This window comes from Paenibacillus phytorum (genome assembly GCF_013141715.1).
Classification (GTDB): Bacteria; Bacillota; Bacilli; order Paenibacillales; family NBRC-103111; genus Paenibacillus_E; species Paenibacillus_E phytorum.
The window spans coordinates 187,171-207,957 of sequence record NZ_WHOA01000241.1; the positions used below are offsets into that span (position 1 = coordinate 187,171).

The 20,787-nt window shown below is 43.7% G+C and carries 21 protein-coding genes and 1 pseudogene; 10 read left to right on the forward strand and 12 right to left on the reverse strand.

Annotation, left to right across the window (positions count from 1 at the left end):
* Positions 1-17 precede the first annotated feature (17 nt).
* Positions 18-1,229: an ArnT family glycosyltransferase gene (locus tag GC098_RS34025; protein WP_171648557.1), complete on the forward strand. Its 1,212-nt coding sequence runs from the start codon at positions 18-20 to the stop codon at positions 1,227-1,229.
* Here GC098_RS34025 and GC098_RS34030 read toward each other — a convergent pair.
* Positions 1,198-1,629 (reverse strand): CBS domain-containing protein, encoded by a 432-nt coding sequence (locus tag GC098_RS34030; RefSeq protein ID WP_171648559.1) that lies wholly within the window; start codon positions 1,627-1,629, stop codon positions 1,198-1,200. The two genes, GC098_RS34025 and GC098_RS34030, sit on opposite strands and share 32 nt — an antisense overlap.
* 154 nt (positions 1,630-1,783) lie before the next feature.
* Here GC098_RS34030 and GC098_RS34035 point away from each other — a divergent pair, with 154 nt between their 5' ends.
* Positions 1,784-2,245: a divergent PAP2 family protein gene (locus GC098_RS34035; RefSeq protein WP_171648561.1), complete on the forward strand. Its 462-nt coding sequence runs from the start codon at positions 1,784-1,786 to the stop codon at positions 2,243-2,245.
* A gap of 76 nt (positions 2,246-2,321) precedes the next feature.
* Positions 2,322-2,759: a GNAT family N-acetyltransferase gene (locus tag GC098_RS34040; protein WP_171648563.1), complete on the forward strand. Its 438-nt coding sequence runs from the start codon at positions 2,322-2,324 to the stop codon at positions 2,757-2,759.
* Here GC098_RS34040 and GC098_RS34045 read toward each other — a convergent pair.
* Positions 2,756-4,024, reverse strand: a complete 1,269-nt coding sequence (locus GC098_RS34045; protein WP_171648571.1) for an ATP-binding protein — start codon at positions 4,022-4,024, stop codon at positions 2,756-2,758. The two genes, GC098_RS34040 and GC098_RS34045, sit on opposite strands and share 4 nt — an antisense overlap.
* 552 nt (positions 4,025-4,576) lie before the next feature.
* Entirely contained in the window at positions 4,577-5,329 is a 753-nt protein-coding gene (locus GC098_RS34050; RefSeq protein ID WP_171648573.1) for an MBL fold metallo-hydrolase, read from the reverse strand.
* A 179-nt stretch (positions 5,330-5,508) separates the two neighbouring features.
* On the opposite strand from GC098_RS34050, the gene GC098_RS34055 reads away from it, so the two are divergent.
* The 3 genes from GC098_RS34055 (at position 5,509) to GC098_RS34065 (ending at position 7,503) form a co-directional block, all read left to right on the forward strand.
* Complete coding sequence (locus tag GC098_RS34055) at positions 5,509-6,402, forward strand: alpha/beta hydrolase (RefSeq protein ID WP_171648575.1); 894 nt, start codon at positions 5,509-5,511, stop codon at positions 6,400-6,402.
* An 80-nt stretch (positions 6,403-6,482) separates the two neighbouring features.
* Positions 6,483-7,100 (forward strand): stalk domain-containing protein, encoded by a 618-nt coding sequence (locus tag GC098_RS34060; RefSeq protein ID WP_171648577.1) that lies wholly within the window; start codon positions 6,483-6,485, stop codon positions 7,098-7,100.
* A gap of 91 nt (positions 7,101-7,191) precedes the next feature.
* Positions 7,192-7,503 carry a DUF1292 domain-containing protein gene (locus GC098_RS34065; protein ID WP_047672482.1) on the forward strand — a complete coding sequence of 104 codons (312 nt, stop codon included), beginning with the start codon at positions 7,192-7,194 and terminating at the stop codon, positions 7,501-7,503.
* Positions 7,504-7,564: 61 nt separating this feature from the next.
* On the opposite strand, the gene GC098_RS34070 is transcribed toward GC098_RS34065, so the two are convergent.
* On the reverse strand, positions 7,565-7,984 hold the full coding sequence (locus tag GC098_RS34070; RefSeq protein WP_171648579.1) for a DUF1885 family protein: 420 nt from the start codon (positions 7,982-7,984) through the stop codon (positions 7,565-7,567).
* An 87-nt stretch (positions 7,985-8,071) separates the two neighbouring features.
* On the reverse strand, positions 8,072-9,541 hold the full coding sequence (locus GC098_RS34075; RefSeq protein ID WP_171648581.1) for an aminotransferase class I/II-fold pyridoxal phosphate-dependent enzyme: 1,470 nt from the start codon (positions 9,539-9,541) through the stop codon (positions 8,072-8,074).
* A 171-nt stretch (positions 9,542-9,712) separates the two neighbouring features.
* On the opposite strand from GC098_RS34075, the gene GC098_RS34080 reads away from it, so the two are divergent.
* Entirely contained in the window at positions 9,713-10,975 is a 1,263-nt protein-coding gene (locus tag GC098_RS34080) for an MFS transporter (protein ID WP_171648583.1), read from the forward strand.
* Positions 10,976-11,003: 28 nt separating this feature from the next.
* Positions 11,004-12,182: pseudogene (locus GC098_RS34085) on the forward strand (MFS transporter); the annotation flags it as partial.
* 76 nt (positions 12,183-12,258) lie between these two features.
* Here the strand turns inward: GC098_RS34085 and GC098_RS34090 are convergent.
* The 5 genes from GC098_RS34090 to GC098_RS34110 form a co-directional block, all read right to left on the reverse strand.
* Positions 12,259-12,861, reverse strand: coding sequence for a TetR/AcrR family transcriptional regulator (locus GC098_RS34090; RefSeq protein ID WP_246359139.1), 603 nt, complete (start codon positions 12,859-12,861; stop codon positions 12,259-12,261).
* Positions 12,862-12,976: 115 nt separating this feature from the next.
* Positions 12,977-14,023 carry an ABC transporter permease gene (locus tag GC098_RS34095; RefSeq protein WP_171648588.1) on the reverse strand — a complete coding sequence of 349 codons (1,047 nt, stop codon included), beginning with the start codon at positions 14,021-14,023 and terminating at the stop codon, positions 12,977-12,979.
* Positions 14,020-14,748: an ABC transporter ATP-binding protein gene (locus tag GC098_RS34100; RefSeq protein ID WP_171648590.1), complete on the reverse strand. Its 729-nt coding sequence runs from the start codon at positions 14,746-14,748 to the stop codon at positions 14,020-14,022. Before GC098_RS34100 ends, GC098_RS34095 begins: the two co-directional genes overlap by 4 nt.
* A gap of 601 nt (positions 14,749-15,349) precedes the next feature.
* A complete protein-coding gene (locus tag GC098_RS34105; protein ID WP_171648592.1) occupies positions 15,350-16,027 on the reverse strand; it encodes a hypothetical protein in 678 nt (225 codons plus the stop codon).
* A 134-nt stretch (positions 16,028-16,161) separates the two neighbouring features.
* Positions 16,162-16,794: a YktB family protein gene (locus tag GC098_RS34110; RefSeq protein WP_171648594.1), complete on the reverse strand. Its 633-nt coding sequence runs from the start codon at positions 16,792-16,794 to the stop codon at positions 16,162-16,164.
* Between the two features lie 192 nt (positions 16,795-16,986).
* Here GC098_RS34110 and GC098_RS34115 point away from each other — a divergent pair, with 192 nt between their 5' ends.
* On the forward strand, positions 16,987-17,832 hold the full coding sequence (locus GC098_RS34115) for a stalk domain-containing protein (protein WP_171648595.1): 846 nt from the start codon (positions 16,987-16,989) through the stop codon (positions 17,830-17,832).
* On the opposite strand, the gene GC098_RS34120 is transcribed toward GC098_RS34115, so the two are convergent.
* Together GC098_RS34120 and GC098_RS34125 are read right to left on the reverse strand one after the other, a co-directional pair.
* Positions 17,833-18,495 (reverse strand): response regulator transcription factor, encoded by a 663-nt coding sequence (locus GC098_RS34120; protein ID WP_171648597.1) that lies wholly within the window; start codon positions 18,493-18,495, stop codon positions 17,833-17,835.
* A gap of 18 nt (positions 18,496-18,513) precedes the next feature.
* A complete protein-coding gene (locus GC098_RS34125; RefSeq protein ID WP_171648599.1) occupies positions 18,514-19,650 on the reverse strand; it encodes a sensor histidine kinase in 1,137 nt (378 codons plus the stop codon).
* A 201-nt stretch (positions 19,651-19,851) separates the two neighbouring features.
* On the opposite strand from GC098_RS34125, the gene GC098_RS34130 reads away from it, so the two are divergent.
* On the forward strand, positions 19,852-20,787 hold the full coding sequence (locus tag GC098_RS34130; protein ID WP_171648601.1) for an ABC transporter ATP-binding protein: 936 nt from the start codon (positions 19,852-19,854) through the stop codon (positions 20,785-20,787).

Sequence of the window (20,787 nt, forward strand, 5' to 3'; positions counted from 1 at the left end):
AAGGAGAGTAGGGTCTTATGAAACGCGGAGTTTGGATTAGCTTGCTGTTGCTTATGGCTGCAGCTCTGTATATACGCCTGCACTATGTGCTTGAAGCTGAATACCCACCACTTGAATGGGATCAATTAGAGTACACGAAGACAGCGATTCAATTGCTAGAAAAAGGCATATTCGCCTATCGCGATACGGTGCCTAACTCACTCGTGACACCCGGATTTCCGCTGCTCTTAGCGGCTGTATTTAGTCTTACAGGCCATGAACAGCTGGAGTCGGCATTAATGGTCGTTCGTGTCATGAACTGCTTTATTTCACTGGGAGCGATACTATTCCTATTTCTGATTGGAAAAAGGCTGTTTAACCCCTTAACAGGGCTAATCGCCGGCGCTTTTGCCGCGGTGTATCCTTCCTACGTCTGGTCAACTTCACTCATCTTGACGGAGGTTCCGTTTTTGACTGTTTTTACAGGTCTGCTCTACATGCAGGTGCGCATCATACAAGATAACAAATGGCGGGATCATCTCTGGATGGGGGCACTGCTGGGGCTTTGCGTCCTTATTCGTCCGAATATACTTCCCCTAGCTGTTGTTCCCTATATGTTTCTTTGGGTGAAAACGAAGAAAATAGACGCAGCCTATGGATTACTAGCAGCTGCGTCTTTTGCCTGTATGATGATGCCTTGGTGGATTCGGAATTGGATGACTTTTCATTCTTTTATTTTTATCGCCAAAGGGGAAGCGGGCAATCCGTTCCTTGGAGGAACGGACCCCTACTTCCGAGGAACAATCGATTGGGACCATATCGATAAAGATAATCAGTTCGCTGAAGGTATGAGACGAATAAAAGAAGGTTTGGTTGAGGAACCTTTGTTATGGATGAAATGGATGACAATTGGGAAATTACTCGTATTTTTTAAAACGATGTGGGTGGGACCTTATCCTTTTTCCGTACCGGCTTGGTATGCGAATGCACTTACTCAGTTGCATACTTTCTTAATTGCTGCAGGCAGCATAGCGATGATCATTTTCAGCTTTCGCAAGCCTTCGGTTCAATATGTAACAGTGGCATTTCTCTTGTTTTTAGGTGTCCATATGGTGTTTATTCCGGTGGATCGCTATGTGTACGGTATGCTTCCATTTCTGATGCTGGGCAGCGCCTATTTGATTACACAAGTCATCTACTTACTTCATAGCGTCTGGACTACCTCTCTCCTGCAGCGGAGGGGGATCTAAACACAACCTGCTTCGCGCAGTATTCGATAATCTCGCTCCTACGAACGATCCCGATAAATTTATCGGAATCATCTACAATCGGCACGAAGTTTTGCACTTTGGCCAAATCGATAAGATCGACCATTTCGGCATGAATATGAACTGGCTTATTTTGGACACGCAGAGGAACCTCGGCCAGCACATGACGGTGAGCATTTTCAAAGCCAATTCCGTCTGAATTTTTGAGAAACCACAATAAATCTCCTTCGGTAACCGTACCTACATAATGACCATCATCGGAAAGAATAGGCACAGCAGTATAACGGTGATATTCCATACGTTCTAATGTTTGACGAAGCGTTGCTTGCAATGTCGTTGTTATAACTTCGGATTTAGGCAAAAGGAAAAAAGCAATATTCATTCATTAACACTCCTTAGAGTTTTCCGTAGGAAAACTTTCTTCGTAAGCATAGGCCGAGTTTTCCGTAGGAAAACTTTCTTCAACATTTCTATTGTATCAAACTTTTCGAATAGAATCTAAACCTGTGATGGATGCTAGAAGTGAGGTGAAAGTTATGAATCGAGCATTGACAACAGCAGTGATTGGAATTGGTACTGCTCAAGTAATGAAATTGCCACTTTTCTATTTGAAAACTAGAAAGTGGGATTGGTCGCAGCTGACCCAAACAGGAGGGATGCCAAGCTCGCACTCCTCGGGGGTATCTGCGCTTGCAACCTATATAGCGATGAAAAGAGGCCTTTCTGCGATCGATTTTGCCGTGAGTTCGGTTTTCGGAGCGGTCGTCATGTATGATGCGATGGGGATCCGGCGGGCTGCTGGAGAGATTGCAGTTGAAGTGAACGACCTTGATGAGCAAGTCGAGAGATTGGCTAAACAGCACCCGGGTTTGTACCATGCACGAAGACGTAAAGCCTTAAAGGAACGATTAGGTCATTTGCCTAGAGAAGTCGTGGGGGGAGCGCTTCTGGGTATTGCCATAGGTGCTTTTAGTTATATGCTGGAAAACAAGAAATAGTATGAACGGTACATGTGGACAACTTTTCTTGAATGGGATAAGATCAAGAAATGTTCTTAGAAAGGAAGAAGTTCACATGGAAATCATTCAAGTCACAACGAAAGATCAGTTACAAGCTTGTTTTGGAGTACGATTCAAAGTGTTCGTTGAAGAACAGCAAGTACCTGCGCACGAGGAAATTGATGGAAAAGATGAATCACCTGAAGCGTGCCATCATTTTCTTATGTTAGATGGAGATCAGCCTGTTGCAGCAGCTCGTTGGTATGAATATCAACCTCAAACGGCTAAACTGCAGCGTGTAGCGGTTTTGAAAGAATACAGGGGCCGATCCCTAGGTAAACAATTGATTCTTGCAATGGAGCAGCAAGCTCGTGAAAAGCATTGTTCAGCTGCGATCCTCGACGCACAATGTCAAGCGGAGGGCTTTTATAGCCAACTTGGCTATAAAGTAATCTCGGATGAACCTTTTTATGATGCTGGCATCCTACATGTCAGAATGAAAAAACCGCTTTAAAGAAAAGCGGTTTTTTCATTCTGTGAATTTTCGTCAACTAATGGGAAGGTTATGATAAACCGAGTACCCTTTCCTAGTTCGCTCTCGACTTCCAAGGTCCCTTGGTGATCTTGAACGATTTTGTAGCAAATAGATAAACCAAGTCCGGTACCGGCTGCTTTTGTCGTGAAGAAGGGATGGAAGATCTTCTCTAACTGTTCACTTGGAATGCCTGGGCCGTTATCGGCAATAATTAACGTCGCGCTCTTCGGATCGCGGCTTAATTGCATGCGGATAATGCCGTTTTCTTCCATGGCTTCGCAAGCATTTTTAATAATGTTAAGCAATAACTGAATCATTTTATCTTGGTCCATCCATACGAGGATAGGATCCATCCATTCTTGATAATGAATTTCATGGCCGAAACGAGTAGCTTCTGATTCCATCAAGGCAACAACCTTAAGTACACACTCATGTAGAGAATCGACTTGGAAATCAATGCGATGGGGCTTTGAGAATTGGAGGAATTCTGCTGTTAAGTCACTCATCCGATCAATTTCATCCATGATCATTGCATACCAATTTTCAATATTGTAACCGTTTGCCTTGGAGATTTGCAGAAATCCCTTTACTGTTGTCAACGGATTTCGAATTTCATGAGCCATCCCGGATGCAAGCTCACCGACGACTCTCAGTTTTTCTGATCTGAGCATATGCTCTTCGCGCTTTAACCATGATTCACGTTTCTTCATGAATAAGTTATGCTCGGCTAATAAAATGAGATCATCCTTAGTCAAACCCTCTAGCGGATAATTAGCAATGCCATACGTGATCTGAATGCCAGTCAATTTAGGGAGTTCAGAATCTAGCTTTAGCTTGAAAGAAGTGGTTGAATCATGATCTGGATTAAGTGGCATGACGACAGCGAACTCATCACCACCGTACCTTGCTATAAAAAGGGAGTCTTTAAACAAGATTTGCAGGAGGTCTGCCATTTGCTTCAAAATGAAATTCCCCGCTTGAAACCCGCGAGTTGTATTCATTGTCTTCAGATCCGTACAATCAATAAGGATAAGAACTAGACTTTGCTTTTGCTGTATGTATTGTTCCAATCTGCGATGTGACTCTTCGTAATTATATAATCCTGTTAGCGAATCCTTTTGTGCAGATAAATATCGTTCATTTCTTAATGAATCTGCTTGTCTAATGGTAGAATAAGCTGCTCGTGTGAATAAGGCTACCGCGGTAAAAGCAAGTATACTATTAAGAGCATGAATCCATAGCATGTTTGTATTTGAAAAATCAATAATTAGATAAACATTGCAAAGATAAACGAGAGCATAGGATGCAGCTAACAACCAAGATTTTTTGCGGCTTTCTTCTTTATAAATATCGAAGGAAAGTGTTAGGATGTACAAAGGAAGACAAAGATTTGAATGTCCGATGTAATGTAAAAATCCAATGAAAAGTAGGCGAAGCCAAGGGATTGCTGCATACTGCATTTGAAGTCTAAGACTGATGATGTAAAGGACCAATCCTACTAAAAGTAAGGGTATGTTAAGTGCAGTATGCAAAATAGTTGTGTATAGACAAAAAACAAGTGCATAGACATAAAAAATCCAATTGATAACCACCATATCATCTCCTGAATGTAACTAAACGCGGTCGCTCACTTTGAATGGCCTCCATAGAGGTTTCTCACATCATTGTGACATGTTCTCTGTCTATGAACTAAATCCCTTCTAACAATAGTAAACAAAATTGAAAAGTATCACGCTTCTTCTCAAAAAAAAAACCTTGAGGACCATTCATCCCTAGGTTTTGATCGTAAAATATAATTATTCCGGAATTTCAATCACTTCATGTTGATGGATGAAAGTCATGCTGCCTGTTTTTCCAACAAAATTCATCATATCATCGTCATAATGCATCAGATAGATTCGTTCCTGTACATAGTCAGGCAAGGTAAGCAATTCTTCCAATGTAGCATGAATAAAACCGTTCCCGCTTAGTTGACAATCGTGTAAAATGGTATGACAGTTTCTCTTGTTAACAATTTCTTGAACGAGAAGTTCCTCATTAAATTGGGTATCAGCACTATAGAACGTTCGGCCATTGATAAAAAGTGAGTAGTTAAGCTTATGAGGTATATGAAGTGTGGATATAAATTCAATGGTTAGACCAGGTTGGATGCTAGTAGGTACATTTTCTTCGATAAGGATGACTTCGAAATAATCCTCAAGTCTGCTGAAACCGTCTGCGGGATTATACATGCCGCCTTTTAGCGTGTTTTCCCAAAGGACCCCTGCTAGCGATTCTGTTAGGAAAAGTTTGGTTTTCTTATTCTTATATTGGTATAACAATCGAAAGGCGATTTCTTCTATTCCGCCCACATGATCGGCATGAATGTGCGAAATGATGATACCATCAATTTGGTCAGGCTGTACACCGATCTCATGAAGCGATCTTGGCGTTGTTGCCCCGCAGTCGATTAGGATGTTCATTTCATTTGAACGGATTAATGCGCTTGTATTGTAAAATGTTTTGGCAAACGCACTGCCGGTTCCCAACATTTGAATTTTCAAACTCATTCAGCAGCCTCCATTGTTCGACAAAAACCATCTTTTTCTAATGTAGCATGGGAGGTTGCGGAATTTCAACCATTATGTGCAGACACTTTTGAATGAATAGAGTCAATACTATACACAAATGAATAAATTAAGGCGGGTAAACCCTATATTTTATCTAATTAAAAGGTGTTGATTACTTTATGATTTGGATGATTAGTAGTATTTTGTTTGTTCTTCTCTGTCTAGCTCTAATAGGTATATCGGTCTATGTAGGCTGGCAGCTCACACATCCTCAACGTAAGCCGGTTGATGCCTCACCAGACGACTATGGTTTGCACATGGAGAATATTAGTTTCCCAAGCCGATCTAGAGATGTTCGATTAGATGGATGGTTTTTGAAGTCTCCTTATGCACCAACTGATGCTAATCCAATGACCGTTATTATGTCTCATGGTTATGCAGGAACACGTCTGGAAAAAGGGCTTCCGGCGCTGGCCTTGGCTAAATCCATTGTCGAAGCAGGCTATCATGTGCTTATGTTTGATTTTCGGAACTCGGGGAAATCGGAGGGAAAAATAACTACGGTAGGTTTTTTGGAAAAGCAAGATGTACTCGGTGCTATCGACTGGGTTCAGGAGCGCGAACCAAGTAAAATCTGCTTGATCGGCTTTTCAATGGGCGGTAGTACATCCATCTTAGCAGCAGCCGAAGAGAGGGTTGTGTTAGGGGTCATAACAGATAGCGCCTTTAGTCAGCTCAGTCCTTACTTGAGGGACAATTTGCCTGTATGGTCTAATCTTCCGCGGTTTCCTTTTACACCTTTAATTCTACTTATTTTACCTAGATTAATTGGTATCAACCCACATCGCGTTGATGCGCTTGCCGCGGTAGATCACATTTATCCTAGGCCGATTCTTTTTATTCATAGTCGAGATGATGAGGCTATTCCTTGGTCTAACAGTGAAGGAATGTGGAGCCGCCATCCGGACGCATTTGAACTTTGGGTCACACAAAAAGCGGGGCATGTCGGCTCCTATCACATGCAGCCGGAGGACTATACACAACGTGTTCTAGCTTTTTTATCAAAATTATAAAATCATCGCAACTCTTCTTAATCATCGGAGTATAAAGATGCAGACACAAAGATTACTAACAAGAGCTGGAGGTTACGCGAATGAAAGTTCAACGGATATTAGCGTTGATGCTGATGTTTTTTGTTCTAAGTACGGCTGCAGTGGTGGCTTCATCGATATGGGGGGACTTTAAAGGTAATAATATTGCCCGATTAATCGTTAATGAAGAGACAGTGGAATTCGGGGATGCAGATGTTCCGCCTCTTATTGTTGAAGGTAAAACCGTTCTGCCGCTGCGCGCAGTAAGTGATGCGCTTCAAGCATTGGTGAAATGGGATAACTCGAACAAGACTGCCTACTTATACAAACCCAATGTGCACATGTTCTTTACGACTGAGGTGCGTAAAGACTCCGCCATCGTTCCTTTTGGTGTTGTAGAGCGCGGCAAAGAAGCAGACTTTATCGTTTTTGCTCAAGTCGATAATTTGAAGACAAGTATTAATTCTGTACGGGTTTCTGTTGTATCACCAAGCGGGAAGAGCGTGATTACACCAGTTGTGAAATCAATCTCAGAATCGAAAGAATCGTTTTGGCTGAAAGTACCTTTGTATGGCGTTTCCTTTAATGAGGCTGGTACATACGTCGTTAAATTTGCTATGAAGCAAGATGGTTCTAACGACTATTCAGTTGTATCAGAGAAGCAGATTCAATCCGAATAGGAAAAGCAAAATAGAAAGTGGTTTGACCTCTTATTATGAAAATGTTAGGATAATTACGTAACTAATTATTCGACGAAATGAGGTTCTGCCTGTGAGCGATGATAAGCATGATCATGTACACGGCCCGGACTGTGACCACGATCACGAGCAAGGGGAAGATGTTTTTATCGTAACGGACGAGAACGGTGAAGAGCATGAGATGGTGATGGTATACACCTTCCAATCTCAAGAGCAGGCTTATGCTGTTTTGCTCGATCGCAACGATCCTGAAGCTGACGGTGTTATTTTCCGTGTTGAAGAAGAGGACGACGATGCCTTCCTTGTCAACATTGAAGATGAAGAAGAGTGGGAACGTGTAGTGACTATTTACAATGAGATCGTAGCTCAAGAAGGCGAAGAATAAGAGCTATACATAAGAACCCCCTAGCAGAATAATCTGTTAGGGGGTTTCTGTTTGCATACATTCATTTTCTAGGATTGAAATACATGATTCTGCCGTTGAATAGATGAAGTTCAGCTTTCAGCAGTTTACTAAGGTATTTGCAGAATTCATTGCCCTTGCTTTTGTCGCCATGCGTGGCGTCGTCGGGCAACACGACTTGCACATAATGCTGCTCTTTCTCTTGGATCTGCTCATTCCCAACACCAATCACAATATATTTGTATAAAGGATTGATACCTTTCAGGTAGAACCATTTGCCTTCGCCTTCCGGCTTCGTCTCAATGGTATAAGGGAATCCGGCCTCGTCATACTCCCAGCCAAGCTGCTTGGCTGTCTGACTGAGCTGTTCACGGTAATGCAGCAGCCTTTCCTTTAGTTCATCTAAGGTGAGTGCGGCAACTGTGGATCCTGTTACGAATTTAATATAAGCGCTTTGAGCCATTCCTTGTTCACCTCATTCGCTAAACATCACCAACATCATAGCATCATGTAAACGGTTTTACAATATATACACCGCTCAAGGCGGATACTAGAAAATCGCTTGTGTTTCTACGATTACCTTCACATTTTGAACACTGCGGTCCTCAGGTCCTTTAACAGGCAACCCAACTTCTACATGCTCCACAATGTAATCAATAAGCTCTTGGGTAATCACTTCACCTGGAAGCAAAATGGGAATGCCAGGTGGGTACACGTAAATGAATTCGGCAATGATGCGGTCCGCAGCGTCTTTGAATGGAAGTATTTCGGTTTCGCCATAGAAGGCATCCCGTGGTGTCAAGGTTAATTGCGGAATTGCAGGAACTTTGATTACGACTTCCTTAACCTCAACAACGTCATCATTCATATGAGAGAGCTCGCGTAAGGCATCCAATAGGGTGTCAACGTTCTCTTGGGTATCACCCGGCGTTATTAGACACAGGATGTTGTACATGTCGCTCATTTCGACTTCAATATTGTAATGATCGCGCAGCCAGTTCTCGACTTCAAAGCCAGTGATGCCAAGCTTGCGCACGTGTACGCATATTTTCGTCGGATCATAGTTGTAAGTCGCCTCTTCACCCAAAATCTCTTCCCCGAAGCAGTAGAGGTTGCTGATTTCGTTGATCTGTTTTCTTGTATACTGAGCAAGTTCTATCGTGCGCTCGGCCATTGCATAGCCATTTAACGCCAAATGTCTGCGGGCAGTATCTAATGAGGCTAACAATATATAAGAAGTTGAAGTTGTTGTAAGCATCGAAATAATGGTCTGGATTCGCTTTGGATTAACACGATTCCCTTTCACGTTAAGAACTGAACTTTGTGTCATGGAACCACCTAGCTTATGCACGCTGGTCGCGGCCATATCGGCTCCGGCTTCCATCGCAGACATCGGCAATTTATCATGGAAATGAATGAGCACGCCATGTGCTTCATCCACAAGGACAGGCATGTTATAGCTGTGAACAAGGTCAACAATCTCTTTAAGATTAGTACATACGCCATAGTAGGTCGGATTGATAACTAGAACAGCTTTGGCATCCGGATGCTTTTCGAGTGCGCGGCGAACAGAACGTGTCGGAATTCCGTGATCAATACCTAAGTTCTTATCACGAGCAGGTTGGATGAACACGGGCTTAGCGCCTACGAAAATAATCGCGGCCAAGACGGATTTATGTACATTCCGCGGAACGATAATTTTATCGCCTTCCGAGCAGACGGTCATAATCATGGTCATAATGGCGCCGCTTGTCCCTTGAACGGAGAAGAACGTGTGATCCGCTCCATAGGCGTCTGCAGCAAGTTTCTGAGCTTCTTCAATCACGCCCATTGGTTGATGTAGGTCATCCAGCGGTGCTATATTGATGAGGTCGATAGACAGCGCGTTGTCCCCAATAAAGGAACGAAACTCCGGGTCCATGCCGACTCCTTTTTTATGGCCTGGAATATGGAATTGAATTGGATTTTTCTCAGCATGTGTGAGCAGTGCAGTGAACAGGGGGGTACGGGTATGATCCACCTGATTATCGCTTCCCTTCTATAGTGGATTGCTTGTCGAACATTGCAACAAACAAAATGAGTATATCAAAATAGAGATTTCATGCAAGCTAATTTTTTGAAAATAGTTTGTGCTAGTTCAGGTAAAACTAACAGCAACTTGTAAAAATACGCCAAAATAAGGAGAAATCTTATGGTTTGGATGCAAAAATGGCGGAATAATCGCTTGTTTTCTCCATTTGTGATCGAATTGTTAATTATTATGTTTGTCGTCGAATTTGTGAAGGGAGCCTTACTTTTAACGATTTTACCCGTATATATGAAAACGACATTAGGTGCTTCCGCATTTATTATCGGCTGGACGCTAGCTGCTCAATATATTGGTGATAATGTGCTTCGTACACCTGTTGGCTGGATTATTGACAAGTTGGGCTACCGAACAACCATGCTTACTGGTGTGCTCCTGACTTTTGTTTCAGTGATTCTAATTGCAACGACATCTCAATATATCTGGATGATCGTAGGATGTGCGGTTCTTGGCTTTGGTACGGCGCCATTATGGCCTTGTGTGATCACTGGAACGACGGAAGTGGCCGGCGATGAGGGTAAAGCCACGATCATGAGCGTTGTCTATATGGCTTGGCTCTCGGGCGTTGGACTGGGACCGGTAGCGATTAACTTTTTCGTTGGAGAAAATAACTACGGCACCGGATTTCGATTATTGATCGGCTGTATGACGGTTGTCGTTATTGTTGCGCTCATGCTTCCAAGAAAGAATGGCGTGGTAAAAACGGATGGAGAGAGCAGGGCGGAGAAAGCCCTGGTTTCTAACCTAGCTGCTGCACCACCACTCTTGGAGCGGATAAAAACATATCTAAGTGAAGTACGGCGCTCTATGTCTGTTAGCCCGCTGTTATTCCCCGCGATGTTCCTGCAAACGTTCGCTCTTGGTATTCTGACACCCATTCTCACACTCTATGCCAAAGAGGTATTGATGCTTACATCTTTTCAATACAGCATGTTTCTAATTGCGGGCGGAGCTGTTACTGTCATTTTCTTAGTTCCGATGGGGAAATTGGTTGATCGTCTAGGTATTCGTCCATTTTTGATTGCAGGTTTTATGCTAAGCGCTTCTGCACTTCTGCTGTTTACCTTCGCGAAGTCAATGATGCTGCTTTATGCATTGGTTGCCGTGCTTGGGGCGGGCTATGCCTTCATTATTCCTTCTTGGAATGCGCTCATTGCATCAGCCATTCCACCGGAAAAACGAGGCGCAGTTTGGGGCTTCTTCCTAACGATAGAAGGACTGGGGATGATCATTGGGCCGATCGTTTCTGGTAAGCTTTGGGATGTGTATGGCTATCATGCACCATTCTTGATGAGTGGCCTAGTCCTGGTACTGCTGCTTGTTCTTCAAATGTTCATTTCCATCCCCAAAAAAGGTATGGTACGATAGGGGAAAATGATTCGTTTGGAGGAATAGAAGCATCATGAATAAACAGATCGGAATCATCATGCTGTTATTGATGACTATATTCGTAGGTTTCGGGATCATCATTCCTGTAATGCCGGAAATTGTTAAAGGTGTAGGCGCTGAATATCATAACGCGCTGCTATTGTCGGTCTATTCCGCAGCCTCTTTTCTCATGTCCCCTATTTGGGGAGGACTATCGGATCGCATCGGACGCAGACCGATTATCTTAATTGGACTGCTTGGGTTTAGTGTTAGCTTTTTGATATTTGGATTCGCCGACGGTAATCTGTGGATCATGTACGTATCCCGCATTCTAGGCGGATTATTCTCAGGAGCAGCAACGGCGTGTGCTGTGGCGTATGTAGCTGATATTACAACCGCAGAGAATCGGACAAAAGGCATGGGTATGGTAGGGATGTCGATTGGATTAGGCTTTATCTTTGGTCCAGCAATCGGCGGGATTTTAAGCCGCTGGGGGACTTACCTTCCATTCTTTGTAGCTTCTGGACTCGCACTAGCTTCCTTTGTTTTTGCATTTTCTATACTGAAAGAATCGCTGTCCGTAGACAAACGCACCTCCGTGAAGGAGAAAGCACCATCTAGATGGACTGCTTTCGCTGGGGCATCGAAGTACCTCTATGTGTTATCATTCTTCGTATCTTTCACATTGGCAGGGTTGGAAGCGACGCTTCAGTATTACCAAATGGACAAGATTGGCGCTACGCCATTCGATATTGGCATGATGTTCTTAGCTAGCGGTATTGTTGGCGCCTTAATCCAAGGCGGCGTTGTTCGCCGCTTGGTGAAACAGGGAGCCGAGCAGCGTGTGATCGGCATCGGGCTATTGCTATCAGCTGCAGGGTTCTTCCTGCTGCTGTACTCGAGCAGCGTGGTTACCGCTGCGATTTACTTATCGGTCTTCGGCGCAGGTAACGCCCTCATACGCCCGTGTGTGACATCGCTGATTACACAGCGCACGAAAGTAGGTCAGGGCGTTGCGACGGGACTCAGCTCCTCTATGGACAGTCTGGGCCGCATTGCGGGTCCGCTCCTCGGCGGAGCGGTATTCGCAATCGCGCATTCGCTGCCGTTCATTATCGGCGGCGTGCTCTGCTTAGCAGCGATCCTGCTGCTGCAGCGCTTCGTACTTATAGATCGTCAGACGCAGGCGCAGCAGCAAACCGCCTGACAGATAAAAAAAGCTGTACACTAGCTTCCCGAATGGGGGGAGACTGGTGTGCAGCTTTTTTCTGTTTAGCGGCAAGCTATGGCTTGCGAGGCGATAAGCCGTGCATGATGAAGTTGATCGTGTACTCGATTTCTTGGGATTCATCCCATTCCGAATCCGGTGCAAACAAAAATCGAGTAATCAAGAAGCCAATAATTGTAGAGGCAATCAGACGCATGCTCGTAGCTTCGGGAAGTTCGATTATTTGACCCTCAGCCTGAAAATGACGTATGGCTTTATAAGCTTTTTCCAGCACTAATACGGCAACGGTTTCCTTAAACTGTTCACGCAGTTCCGTATGGAAAGGGATTTCATGCATGAAAATTTTGATAACCGGAAAATTTTTACGGGCGAATTCTAATCGGTTCACCGTGATGGCGCGTAAGAATTGTTCAACATCAGGATAATCAGCTTCCAACACTTTGGTAAAATCTTTCACTGCAAACGGTGCAATGAGCTTAGTCATAATGGGGGCAACGATCGAGAGCAGCAGTTCTTTTTTCGTTTTATAGTGACGGAAAATGGTACCTTCTGCAACGCCAGCTTTTTGGGCAATTTCACTGGTCGAGGAGCCTGCAAACCCTTTCTCAGAGAAAATCTCTACGGCCGCTTGAACAATCTTTATCTGTTTATCGGTCATCTTTTCTTCCTCGTCATTTAGACGCAGAAGCTCAGTTAACCATGGTTCGACTTGGGACAATGTGTTCACCTCTTCATTTAGCAAAACTGGTCTTGCAACATAAGACATCCTAACATTATATCTTACGGTGCTTTCTGAGTGCCACTATGTTTAAGATCATGAAGCATATCGTGAATGCTGCTAACACGAGAACGTCCAACCAAATGCGATCCCAACCTGCACCGCGGATCATAATATTCCGTAGGGCATCTGCTCCGTATTTAAGTGGCATGATGACACCAATCCAGCGAAGGTATACCGACATCGTATCGAGGCTGAATAAGCCTGAGAAAAACACCTGGGGTACGATAATAAGCGGAATGAACTGAATCATCTGGAATTCATTGTTTGCGAAAGCAGAAATCAGCGTTCCTAGTGATAGGGCAGCCAGCGCGAGCAGGACCGTGATCAGCAAAACATACCAGAAAGAGCCGACCAGCATTAGTCCCAGTACGCTAGTGGCGAACCATGCAATGAGCGTTGCTTGGAGTGTTGTAAATATACCGAAGCCTAGAATATAGCCGACAACAATTTCCCACCGACGAAGTGGTGTAGCCAACAGTCGCTCTAAGGTTCCGCCGGTTCGTTCTCTCAAGAAGGAAACGCCAGAGAGCAGGAAGACGAAGAAAAAGACGAAAAAGCCTATGAGAACAGGACCGAAATTGTCAAAAGCCGCCATATCGGTAGAGCCATGCAAATAGGTGATGTTTGGCGCTTGAAAATTAGAGCTGGAGTTAACGTTGGAGTTCGCTGGAACGACGCTTTGTAATGCTTTTTGCAGCAAGAACAGCACGGCTCTATTTTTACTGGGGTCACTTCCTTCCAAGGTCACTTGCGGTGCTGCCCCATTCATTGCAATGATGGCATCTAAATGCACAGCGTCTAACTCAGTTTGGGCTTCATCTGCCGTGTAGGCCACTACTTCAGCATTTAGATCCTGCAGTTTTTGAATGAGTGGAGCGGGGACATTAACAGTGCCTAGTTTAGGGACATAAGTGTTGCCGTTAAACACCAATGACATCATAAAAAGAATTAACATTGGAGCTACAAGCATCATCATTAATGTTCGTTTATCGTGAAAGAACTGGCGTAAAATACGGATCACAATCGCGCGAATTCTCATTGCTTGACCCCTCCATAATAAAGGAATGCTTCTTCAATCGTTGCGGAGGAAGTAGCTTGTTTCAACTCATCCGGTGTTCCTACTGCAGTGAGTATACCGTCACGGATCATCCCAAGCTGATGACATTTGTCAGCTTCATCCATCACGTGGGTGGTGACGAGAATCGTAGTACCCTGCTGGCTGAGATTCGTCAACTCTTGCCAAATTGATTTCCTTAAGACGGGGTCAATTCCCACCGTAGGCTCATCGAGAATTAGAATGTCAGGCTCATGGAGCAAAGAGATAGCTAGCGATAAGCGGCGCTTCATTCCTCCAGAATAATTGGAAATCTGCTTTTTCAAATGGGATCCTAGATCAACTAGCTCCATGACGTCATGGATGCGCTGCTTGCGCTTTGTACCCGTTAACCCATACAAAGAAGCGAAAAACTCCAAATTCTCCTGAGCGGTTAGTTCTGCATAAAGGGCATCCGATTGCGCCATGTAACCGATTTTCGATAGCATAGCTAACTGGGGCATCTGCTGCCCGAGCACATGAACGGTACCAGAAGTGGGAACATCAATGCCAGCAATCATACGTACAAGCGTTGTTTTCCCTGATCCGGAAGGGCCGAGCAATCCGAAAATATGGGCCTTCGGTACAGCCAGAGTAATGCCATTCAGAACAACCTTTTCGTCAAATTGCTTGCTGACACCATGCAATTGAATAGATATGTCCGTTGTCATAGTCTTGCACCTCTTTCAGAAGTGAGTAATCACTCATTATTGTTGATGCACTCATCATACGCTATCTTATGATCATTGTGAAGTGAGTAATCACTCATTTTATGAATTTATTATATGGATATAAAAAAGGGGATCACAAACCCAGACGTTGCACTACAACTCAAGAAACAATAAAATAAACGCCTTGCGCCGCCCTTAAATGAGAGTGTTTATAAAGGTTGATACAAAGCAAGCTATGCCCACGAGACTCCAAAATTTGAATTAGTGTCGTTCAGCAGCTTTGTGATGGGTTATGGGCTAAAATGGTTACCAATGTTGTAATTTCTACAACAATTCACACGCCTAAAAGCTATTTTGCAACTTGAAGTTGCAGTTCGTACAACATTTCAAGCCCATTTATTCCAAAATAGCCTGATTAGCTCCCAATTGTTGTACATTATGTAACAACGCAAGGTGAGAGGCGGGAAATTGGCAGAAATTGTTGTACTTTTTACAACATCATTCAATCGAGAATATGGATTCATTCCTAAGCTTCGTCGCCTTACCCCAAATAGTAAAAAGGCATCCCAGTGGAATGCCTTTTTACTATCACTTTCAACTATCAGTTTTTGGCTTTCGCGTCTTTCTTACGGTCAACCCATTTCTCAATAGATGGGGTTAACTGGTCCTTAATGGACGCTACAAGCTTGTCCTTCGAAATGCCCTTAGACTGGGCAATCTCAGCCAGTGATTTGCCAGAGCGGAGCTGGGCGTGAAGCTCGTCCGTGCTCAGACCGAGAGTCTTAGCGAGCTTCTCTGTATCCGGCTTCAGTCCAAACTTATGCCACTTCCCACGGCCATCATGACCATCTAACAAGTTTTTCTCGTTGAGGATGAACTTCAAATGCTCACTGAGCTTCATCTTCATGTGTTCGCCTTGATCTGCTGTCAGCTTGCCATCTTTGACGGCCGCTTCAATTTTGCCTGTTCGAAGCTGCTGCAGTTTGGCCGTCAAGTCGGCTTCACTGATGCCTTTGTCTGCGGCTGCTTCTACGATGCTTTTGCCGTTCTTCAGCGCTTTGACGAGCACTTCTTTGTCAACGCCGATAACAGTAGCAGACTCATCGACAATTGGCCATTTTCGGCGATGACCGCCTTGGTCCTTCTCATCTGTCTGTTGCAAACGAATCGTTTGCTCCTGATCCTCAGAAGGAGATTGAGCGGCAGCCGTTATAGAGGGAAGAGCACTGCAGCCAAGAGCGATTGTGAAAGCAATTGAGCTCACCATTAGTTTTTTCATATACGTAGGGTTCATACTTGTTGGATTCCCTCCTTTCCTGTTGGATTAGGACTACAGCGCTTAGTCTGTGCAGGAGGAGTTAATTTTAGTTTAAAGGAACCTTAGTCCCACATAAAAATTTCCATAATTCTGATTTACTTTGCGTTCACAGCCATCTGGTAAAGGGGGATTAGCTTCTCAAATGTTTGTTTAATAAGCAGCTCAAGTTCAGCCGGTTTCCCTAGCACTGGATCTTTGAAACTGAGGTTGCGGCCGATAAGCAGCTCTGCTTTTTTGACATCGCGGAAACGAATTAATGCGTCGTTCCAGCCGCTGCGGTCTAAATCCGAAAGGGAGGTAACGTCTTTTTTCATATGGTCGAAGGAAAGGACGAAATCGGATGGAATTTCCTTTTGCAAACGGTCGATTTCTTTCATGTAGGTAGTTGCAATGTTACTTTTATTCGGGAGTTCATAAATAAGTGCCAACCAGATAAAGACACGATCATCAAATAGACCGACTTGGAAGTGAGGTACCTGTTTATACCCTCGTTTGTTTGGACAAATCGCCAACCAAGTATCAACGGGAGGATTCACTTTGCGTCTTAAATGTTTAGCGATATGTAGGAACATTTCTGTACCGGAAAGGACGGACAAATCCTGGGCCAAAGAATCACCTAATGCTTTAAATTTAGGCTGAATGCGTTCTCGAATGGCTTCCATACGTCCATCAAGACCTTCTATAGCAAAGGTATCGAAATCATGCTGTGCAAATCCAGTGAAACTCATCTGTTTAATTCCTCTTTTCAATTACGTTTTCAATTATTCTAAAGCAATTCGTGTATTCCCGCAATAATTAGGAGTTTCGTAGAAAGGAAGTAGGCCATTGGACCGATTTTATGGCAGAAAAGCAGGAAAAAAGTGGAACCATGCCGAAATATGTGGTAACTATCTATTAGGAAGACAGGAGAATTTATACTTATGCGTATGTCAAAATGGTCCAAAATTGCGGTACTTGGCACTTTAATGGGAACTTGTTTCACAGCAGGTGTTTATGCACAGGATGTCCTGCAACGCGTTGATGCTTACCTAAGAAATGATTTTAAAGTCGTCGTGAACGGGAAAGAAGTGAAGCTGGCGAATCCGCCTTTAATTTATAATAATTCCAGTTATTTGCCTGTGAAGGAGCTAGGAACTTACCTAGGAGCGGTTGTCAATTGGAAGGATAGCACGAAAACAATCTATCTGAATTCCCGTGTTAATCCCCAGCAGCCTGCGGAAGGCAACGAAACGAATTATACAGAAATTGTGCTGCAATACCCTTATCCACAGTACTTGGATTATTTAGGGGGGACTTATCCGGTTCTTGTTAATATGACAGATCAGACGTATTACCGATTGAAAGATTTGGACCGAATGGGTGTCTCTACGGGCGGATTGCGGAAAGCGAAGGAAAAGTATTCCGAGGATATCTATGTGAGTGAAGAAGAATTGAAAAAGAGTTGGAAAGAAACGCCGCAAATTTCCTATCTCATAAATGAACCCATCGTCATTACAGGGGAGCAGGATCCAATCAAGCTCAAGACAATCAGAGAATACGTGGAAGGTTTCCGATACTATGAGATCAATAAAGTACCTTACATGACGAATCCGATTATCATTGATGCGCTGCCTGAAGAGAATACATACAGCTACTTACTTACGGAAAATGGGCATTTCTATCGTACAACTCTTAAACTAACGCAAATAAATGGCAATAATAATAAGCCTGATTATGTGGTTGGAAGCTCCTCCAAAGAGGATATCCAGGTGACGAGAGTTAAATAATTAACTACCGGTGCCTGATTGCTTTTTTAAATAGAAAATAGCAATTTGCGTGCGATCTCGGAGGTTCAGCTTGCTGAGAATTTCCGTAATATAATTCTTAACGGTACCTTCGCTCAGGAATAGCTCCTGGGCGATTTCTTTATTAGATAGACCTTCGGCAATTTTCGCTACGACTGCTTGTTCGCTGGCTGTTAATCCATATCCACTAAGTGGTTTGGGTGCAGGTACGTTTGGAGATGAACTAGCGCTGATAAAAGTCGTCAGTTTCTTGGCAATATCCGCATGAATAAGTAGATTGCCTTGTTCTACCGTCTTGATTCCCTGAATAATCCGATCCGGCGAAATATTTTTGAGCAGATAACCGCTGGCTCCGTTTCGTAAGGCCTGAACGATAAATTCATCATCGTCGAATGTGGTCAGAATAAGCACCGCAATATCCGGATAAGCTTGCTTAATCTTCAATGTACCCTGTACACCGTCACAGATTGGCATCCGAATATCCATAAGGACAACGTCAACCTGGACGCCGTTCTGGATAAAAGCAAGAGCTTCGTCTCCGTGCGTACACGTGCCAACGACCTCAATATTTTCGTCAAGTCCAATGATTAATTGTAAGCTTTCACGGATGAATGGATCATCGTCTGTAATAAGCACATGAATCATGCTGTGTTCAACCCTTTCTTAGGTAGATTCAATTTGGCGAAAAGTGGGCAAGACAGTCGTCACTGTAAATCGATCCTCGATCGACACAGTAAGCTGACCGCCAATGAGCTTGCTTCGTTCTTCCATGCCTGACATTCCTAGACCGTTCACACTGCGCTCATTAGGCAGTTTTCCGTTATTTGAAATACTCATTGTAATCTGTTTGGATTCATACGTTAACTGAATTAGAACTTGGTTTGCGGACCCGTGTCGAATGGCATTCGTGATGGCTTCTTGTGCATTACGGTATAGAATAAATTCTAGACTCGGATACAGCACGTAGGGCATACCCTGCATCTCAACCTCAATAGCTATTCCTTTATCTGCTGTCAGTCCTTCAATGAGCTTCCCCAGCGAGTAAGTTTGCAACGTTTCTTCATCTGGTTTCAGTCTACGTACGGTTGAGCGCAGCAGTTCCATGCTTTCTGTTAACTGGTCACGAACCGACATTAACATGTCTACGCCTTTCTTCTGTTGAGTTGGAAGGATCTGCAAGGATGCTTCCATCATCATTTTAAGCCGGATCAGCTTATGTCCCAATTCATCATGAATATCTCGGGAAATCCGATTGCGTTCGTCCGTTTGTGCGATGTTTTCGACTTTTCGGGCGTAATCCATTAACTGAACGCGAGCTTCGTCCAGCTCGTAATGCTGCCTCCGAAGCCTATCGTAGAGCAGCTCAACATCCTCTTTGTTTTGCTCAGTCTGGAGCATCTGCAGCAGGAGCATTGTCAGAGACAAGAAGATGAGATTGGCAATAAGGTAGTAGCTGCTTGGCTGACTATGTAAGGATATGTTCAATAGAATCAAGTGAATACTCAAGAAATAGTAACGAATATGACTATTTACGGTGGTTACATAGGATAAGAGTGTGGAGTAAAAGGTGATGAACAAAATGCCGTTATAGTGATAACACATCCATCCACTGAATCCGATTTCGAGTAAAAGCATCCATGCTGATCTCGAGAATATCGTTCTGCGTAGTTCTGCGATCCAAATGAATAAGAGAATGAGGAAAACATACATGCCATTAGATGAATAGCTTTCGAGATACATTGAGGCAATCGCTGGAATGAGAATGAGTAAATAACGGGTTAACGAGCGTAATTGTGTCAATCGATTTCCTTCCTTTGCAGGGCAAGTATTAGCAAAGTATACCATACAAACCAAGTGGGATAACACGTCTAATAGACAGATAATGACTTTTGTCACCTTTGAATAATGACTTATTCTACCTGTTAACGGGATTCCTTGGAGATACAATGATTGTAATAACACCTGTTGGAAAAAGGGGAAACGGAAAAGGGAGAGGATCTTGTGAGCTTTGTTCAAATAAAAAATGTTGTCAAAAAGTATAGCAATCAAATTTCTGTCGATCATTTGAATTTATCGATTCATGAAGGTGAAATTTTCGGATTGTTAGGACCGAATGGGGCCGGGAAAAGCACAACGATCAAAATGCTGAGCGGCCTGCTCAAAATTGATCAAGGCGAAATGTTTGTTGATGGGCTCTCGGTTGCGAAAGATACGATTGAAGTGAAACGGAGAATTGGTCTTGTTCCACAAGAGCTCGCAATCTTCGAAAACCTAACAGCAAGAGAAAATGTCACTTTTTTTGCAAAATTATATGGATTAAGAGGTAAGCTGCTGAAAGAAAGACTGGAGGAAGCGCTGGAATTTGTAGGATTATTGGATCGCGCTCGTGATAGACCAAGTTCCTTTTCCGGCGGGATGAAGCGAAGATTGAATATTGCGTGTGCAATTATGCATCGTCCAAAGCTGATTATTATGGATGAACCTACCGTTGGCATCGATCCTCAGTCCCGAAACCACATTCTGGAATCAGTTAGGACGCTGAACCGTATGGGCTCAACGATCATTTATACCTCACACTACATGGAGGAAGTGTCCGCTATATCCACACGGGTCGGCATCATGGATCATGGGCATCTCATTGCTTGTGGAACCCATGAAGAATTGCGCGGTAAAGTTGAGCAGGACAATAAAATTATCATTCAAGCAGCTAACCTGAAGGAAGAAGCTGTCAAAGAATTAAGGGATCATCCGCGGATTAAGCAAGTCACTATTCAAGAACAGACACTTGAGCTGCTGGTTGGTTCTTCGCAAGCCTATTTGCAGGATATCCTGTTCATCCTTTCCAAACACGAAGTGAAAATTCAATCGCTCACGCAGGTGGAGCCTGATCTTGAGGCATTATTTCTGTCTTTGACCGGAAGAACCTTACGGGATTAG

Coding starts and splice junctions, on each gene's coding strand:
- GC098_RS34025 (WP_171648557.1), top strand. CDS start 18: ATGAAACGCGGAGTTTGGATTAGCTTGCTGTTGCTTATGGCTGCAGCT.
- GC098_RS34030 (WP_171648559.1), bottom strand. CDS start 1,629: ATGAATATTGCTTTTTTCCTTTTGCCTAAATCCGAAGTTATAACAACG.
- GC098_RS34035 (WP_171648561.1), top strand. CDS start 1,784: ATGAATCGAGCATTGACAACAGCAGTGATTGGAATTGGTACTGCTCAA.
- GC098_RS34040 (WP_171648563.1), top strand. CDS start 2,322: ATGGAAATCATTCAAGTCACAACGAAAGATCAGTTACAAGCTTGTTTT.
- GC098_RS34045 (WP_171648571.1), bottom strand. CDS start 4,024: ATGCTATGGATTCATGCTCTTAATAGTATACTTGCTTTTACCGCGGTA.
- GC098_RS34050 (WP_171648573.1), bottom strand. CDS start 5,329: ATGAGTTTGAAAATTCAAATGTTGGGAACCGGCAGTGCGTTTGCCAAA.
- GC098_RS34055 (WP_171648575.1), top strand. CDS start 5,509: ATGATTTGGATGATTAGTAGTATTTTGTTTGTTCTTCTCTGTCTAGCT.
- GC098_RS34060 (WP_171648577.1), top strand. CDS start 6,483: ATGAAAGTTCAACGGATATTAGCGTTGATGCTGATGTTTTTTGTTCTA.
- GC098_RS34070 (WP_171648579.1), bottom strand. CDS start 7,984: ATGGCTCAAAGCGCTTATATTAAATTCGTAACAGGATCCACAGTTGCC.
- GC098_RS34080 (WP_171648583.1), top strand. CDS start 9,713: ATGGTTTGGATGCAAAAATGGCGGAATAATCGCTTGTTTTCTCCATTT.
- GC098_RS34090 (WP_246359139.1), bottom strand. CDS start 12,861: ATGACCGATAAACAGATAAAGATTGTTCAAGCGGCCGTAGAGATTTTC.
- GC098_RS34095 (WP_171648588.1), bottom strand. CDS start 14,023: ATGAGAATTCGCGCGATTGTGATCCGTATTTTACGCCAGTTCTTTCAC.
- GC098_RS34100 (WP_171648590.1), bottom strand. CDS start 14,748: ATGACAACGGACATATCTATTCAATTGCATGGTGTCAGCAAGCAATTT.
- GC098_RS34105 (WP_171648592.1), bottom strand. CDS start 16,027: ATGAAAAAACTAATGGTGAGCTCAATTGCTTTCACAATCGCTCTTGGC.
- GC098_RS34110 (WP_171648594.1), bottom strand. CDS start 16,794: ATGAGTTTCACTGGATTTGCACAGCATGATTTCGATACCTTTGCTATA.
- GC098_RS34115 (WP_171648595.1), top strand. CDS start 16,987: ATGCGTATGTCAAAATGGTCCAAAATTGCGGTACTTGGCACTTTAATG.
- GC098_RS34120 (WP_171648597.1), bottom strand. CDS start 18,495: ATGATTCATGTGCTTATTACAGACGATGATCCATTCATCCGTGAAAGC.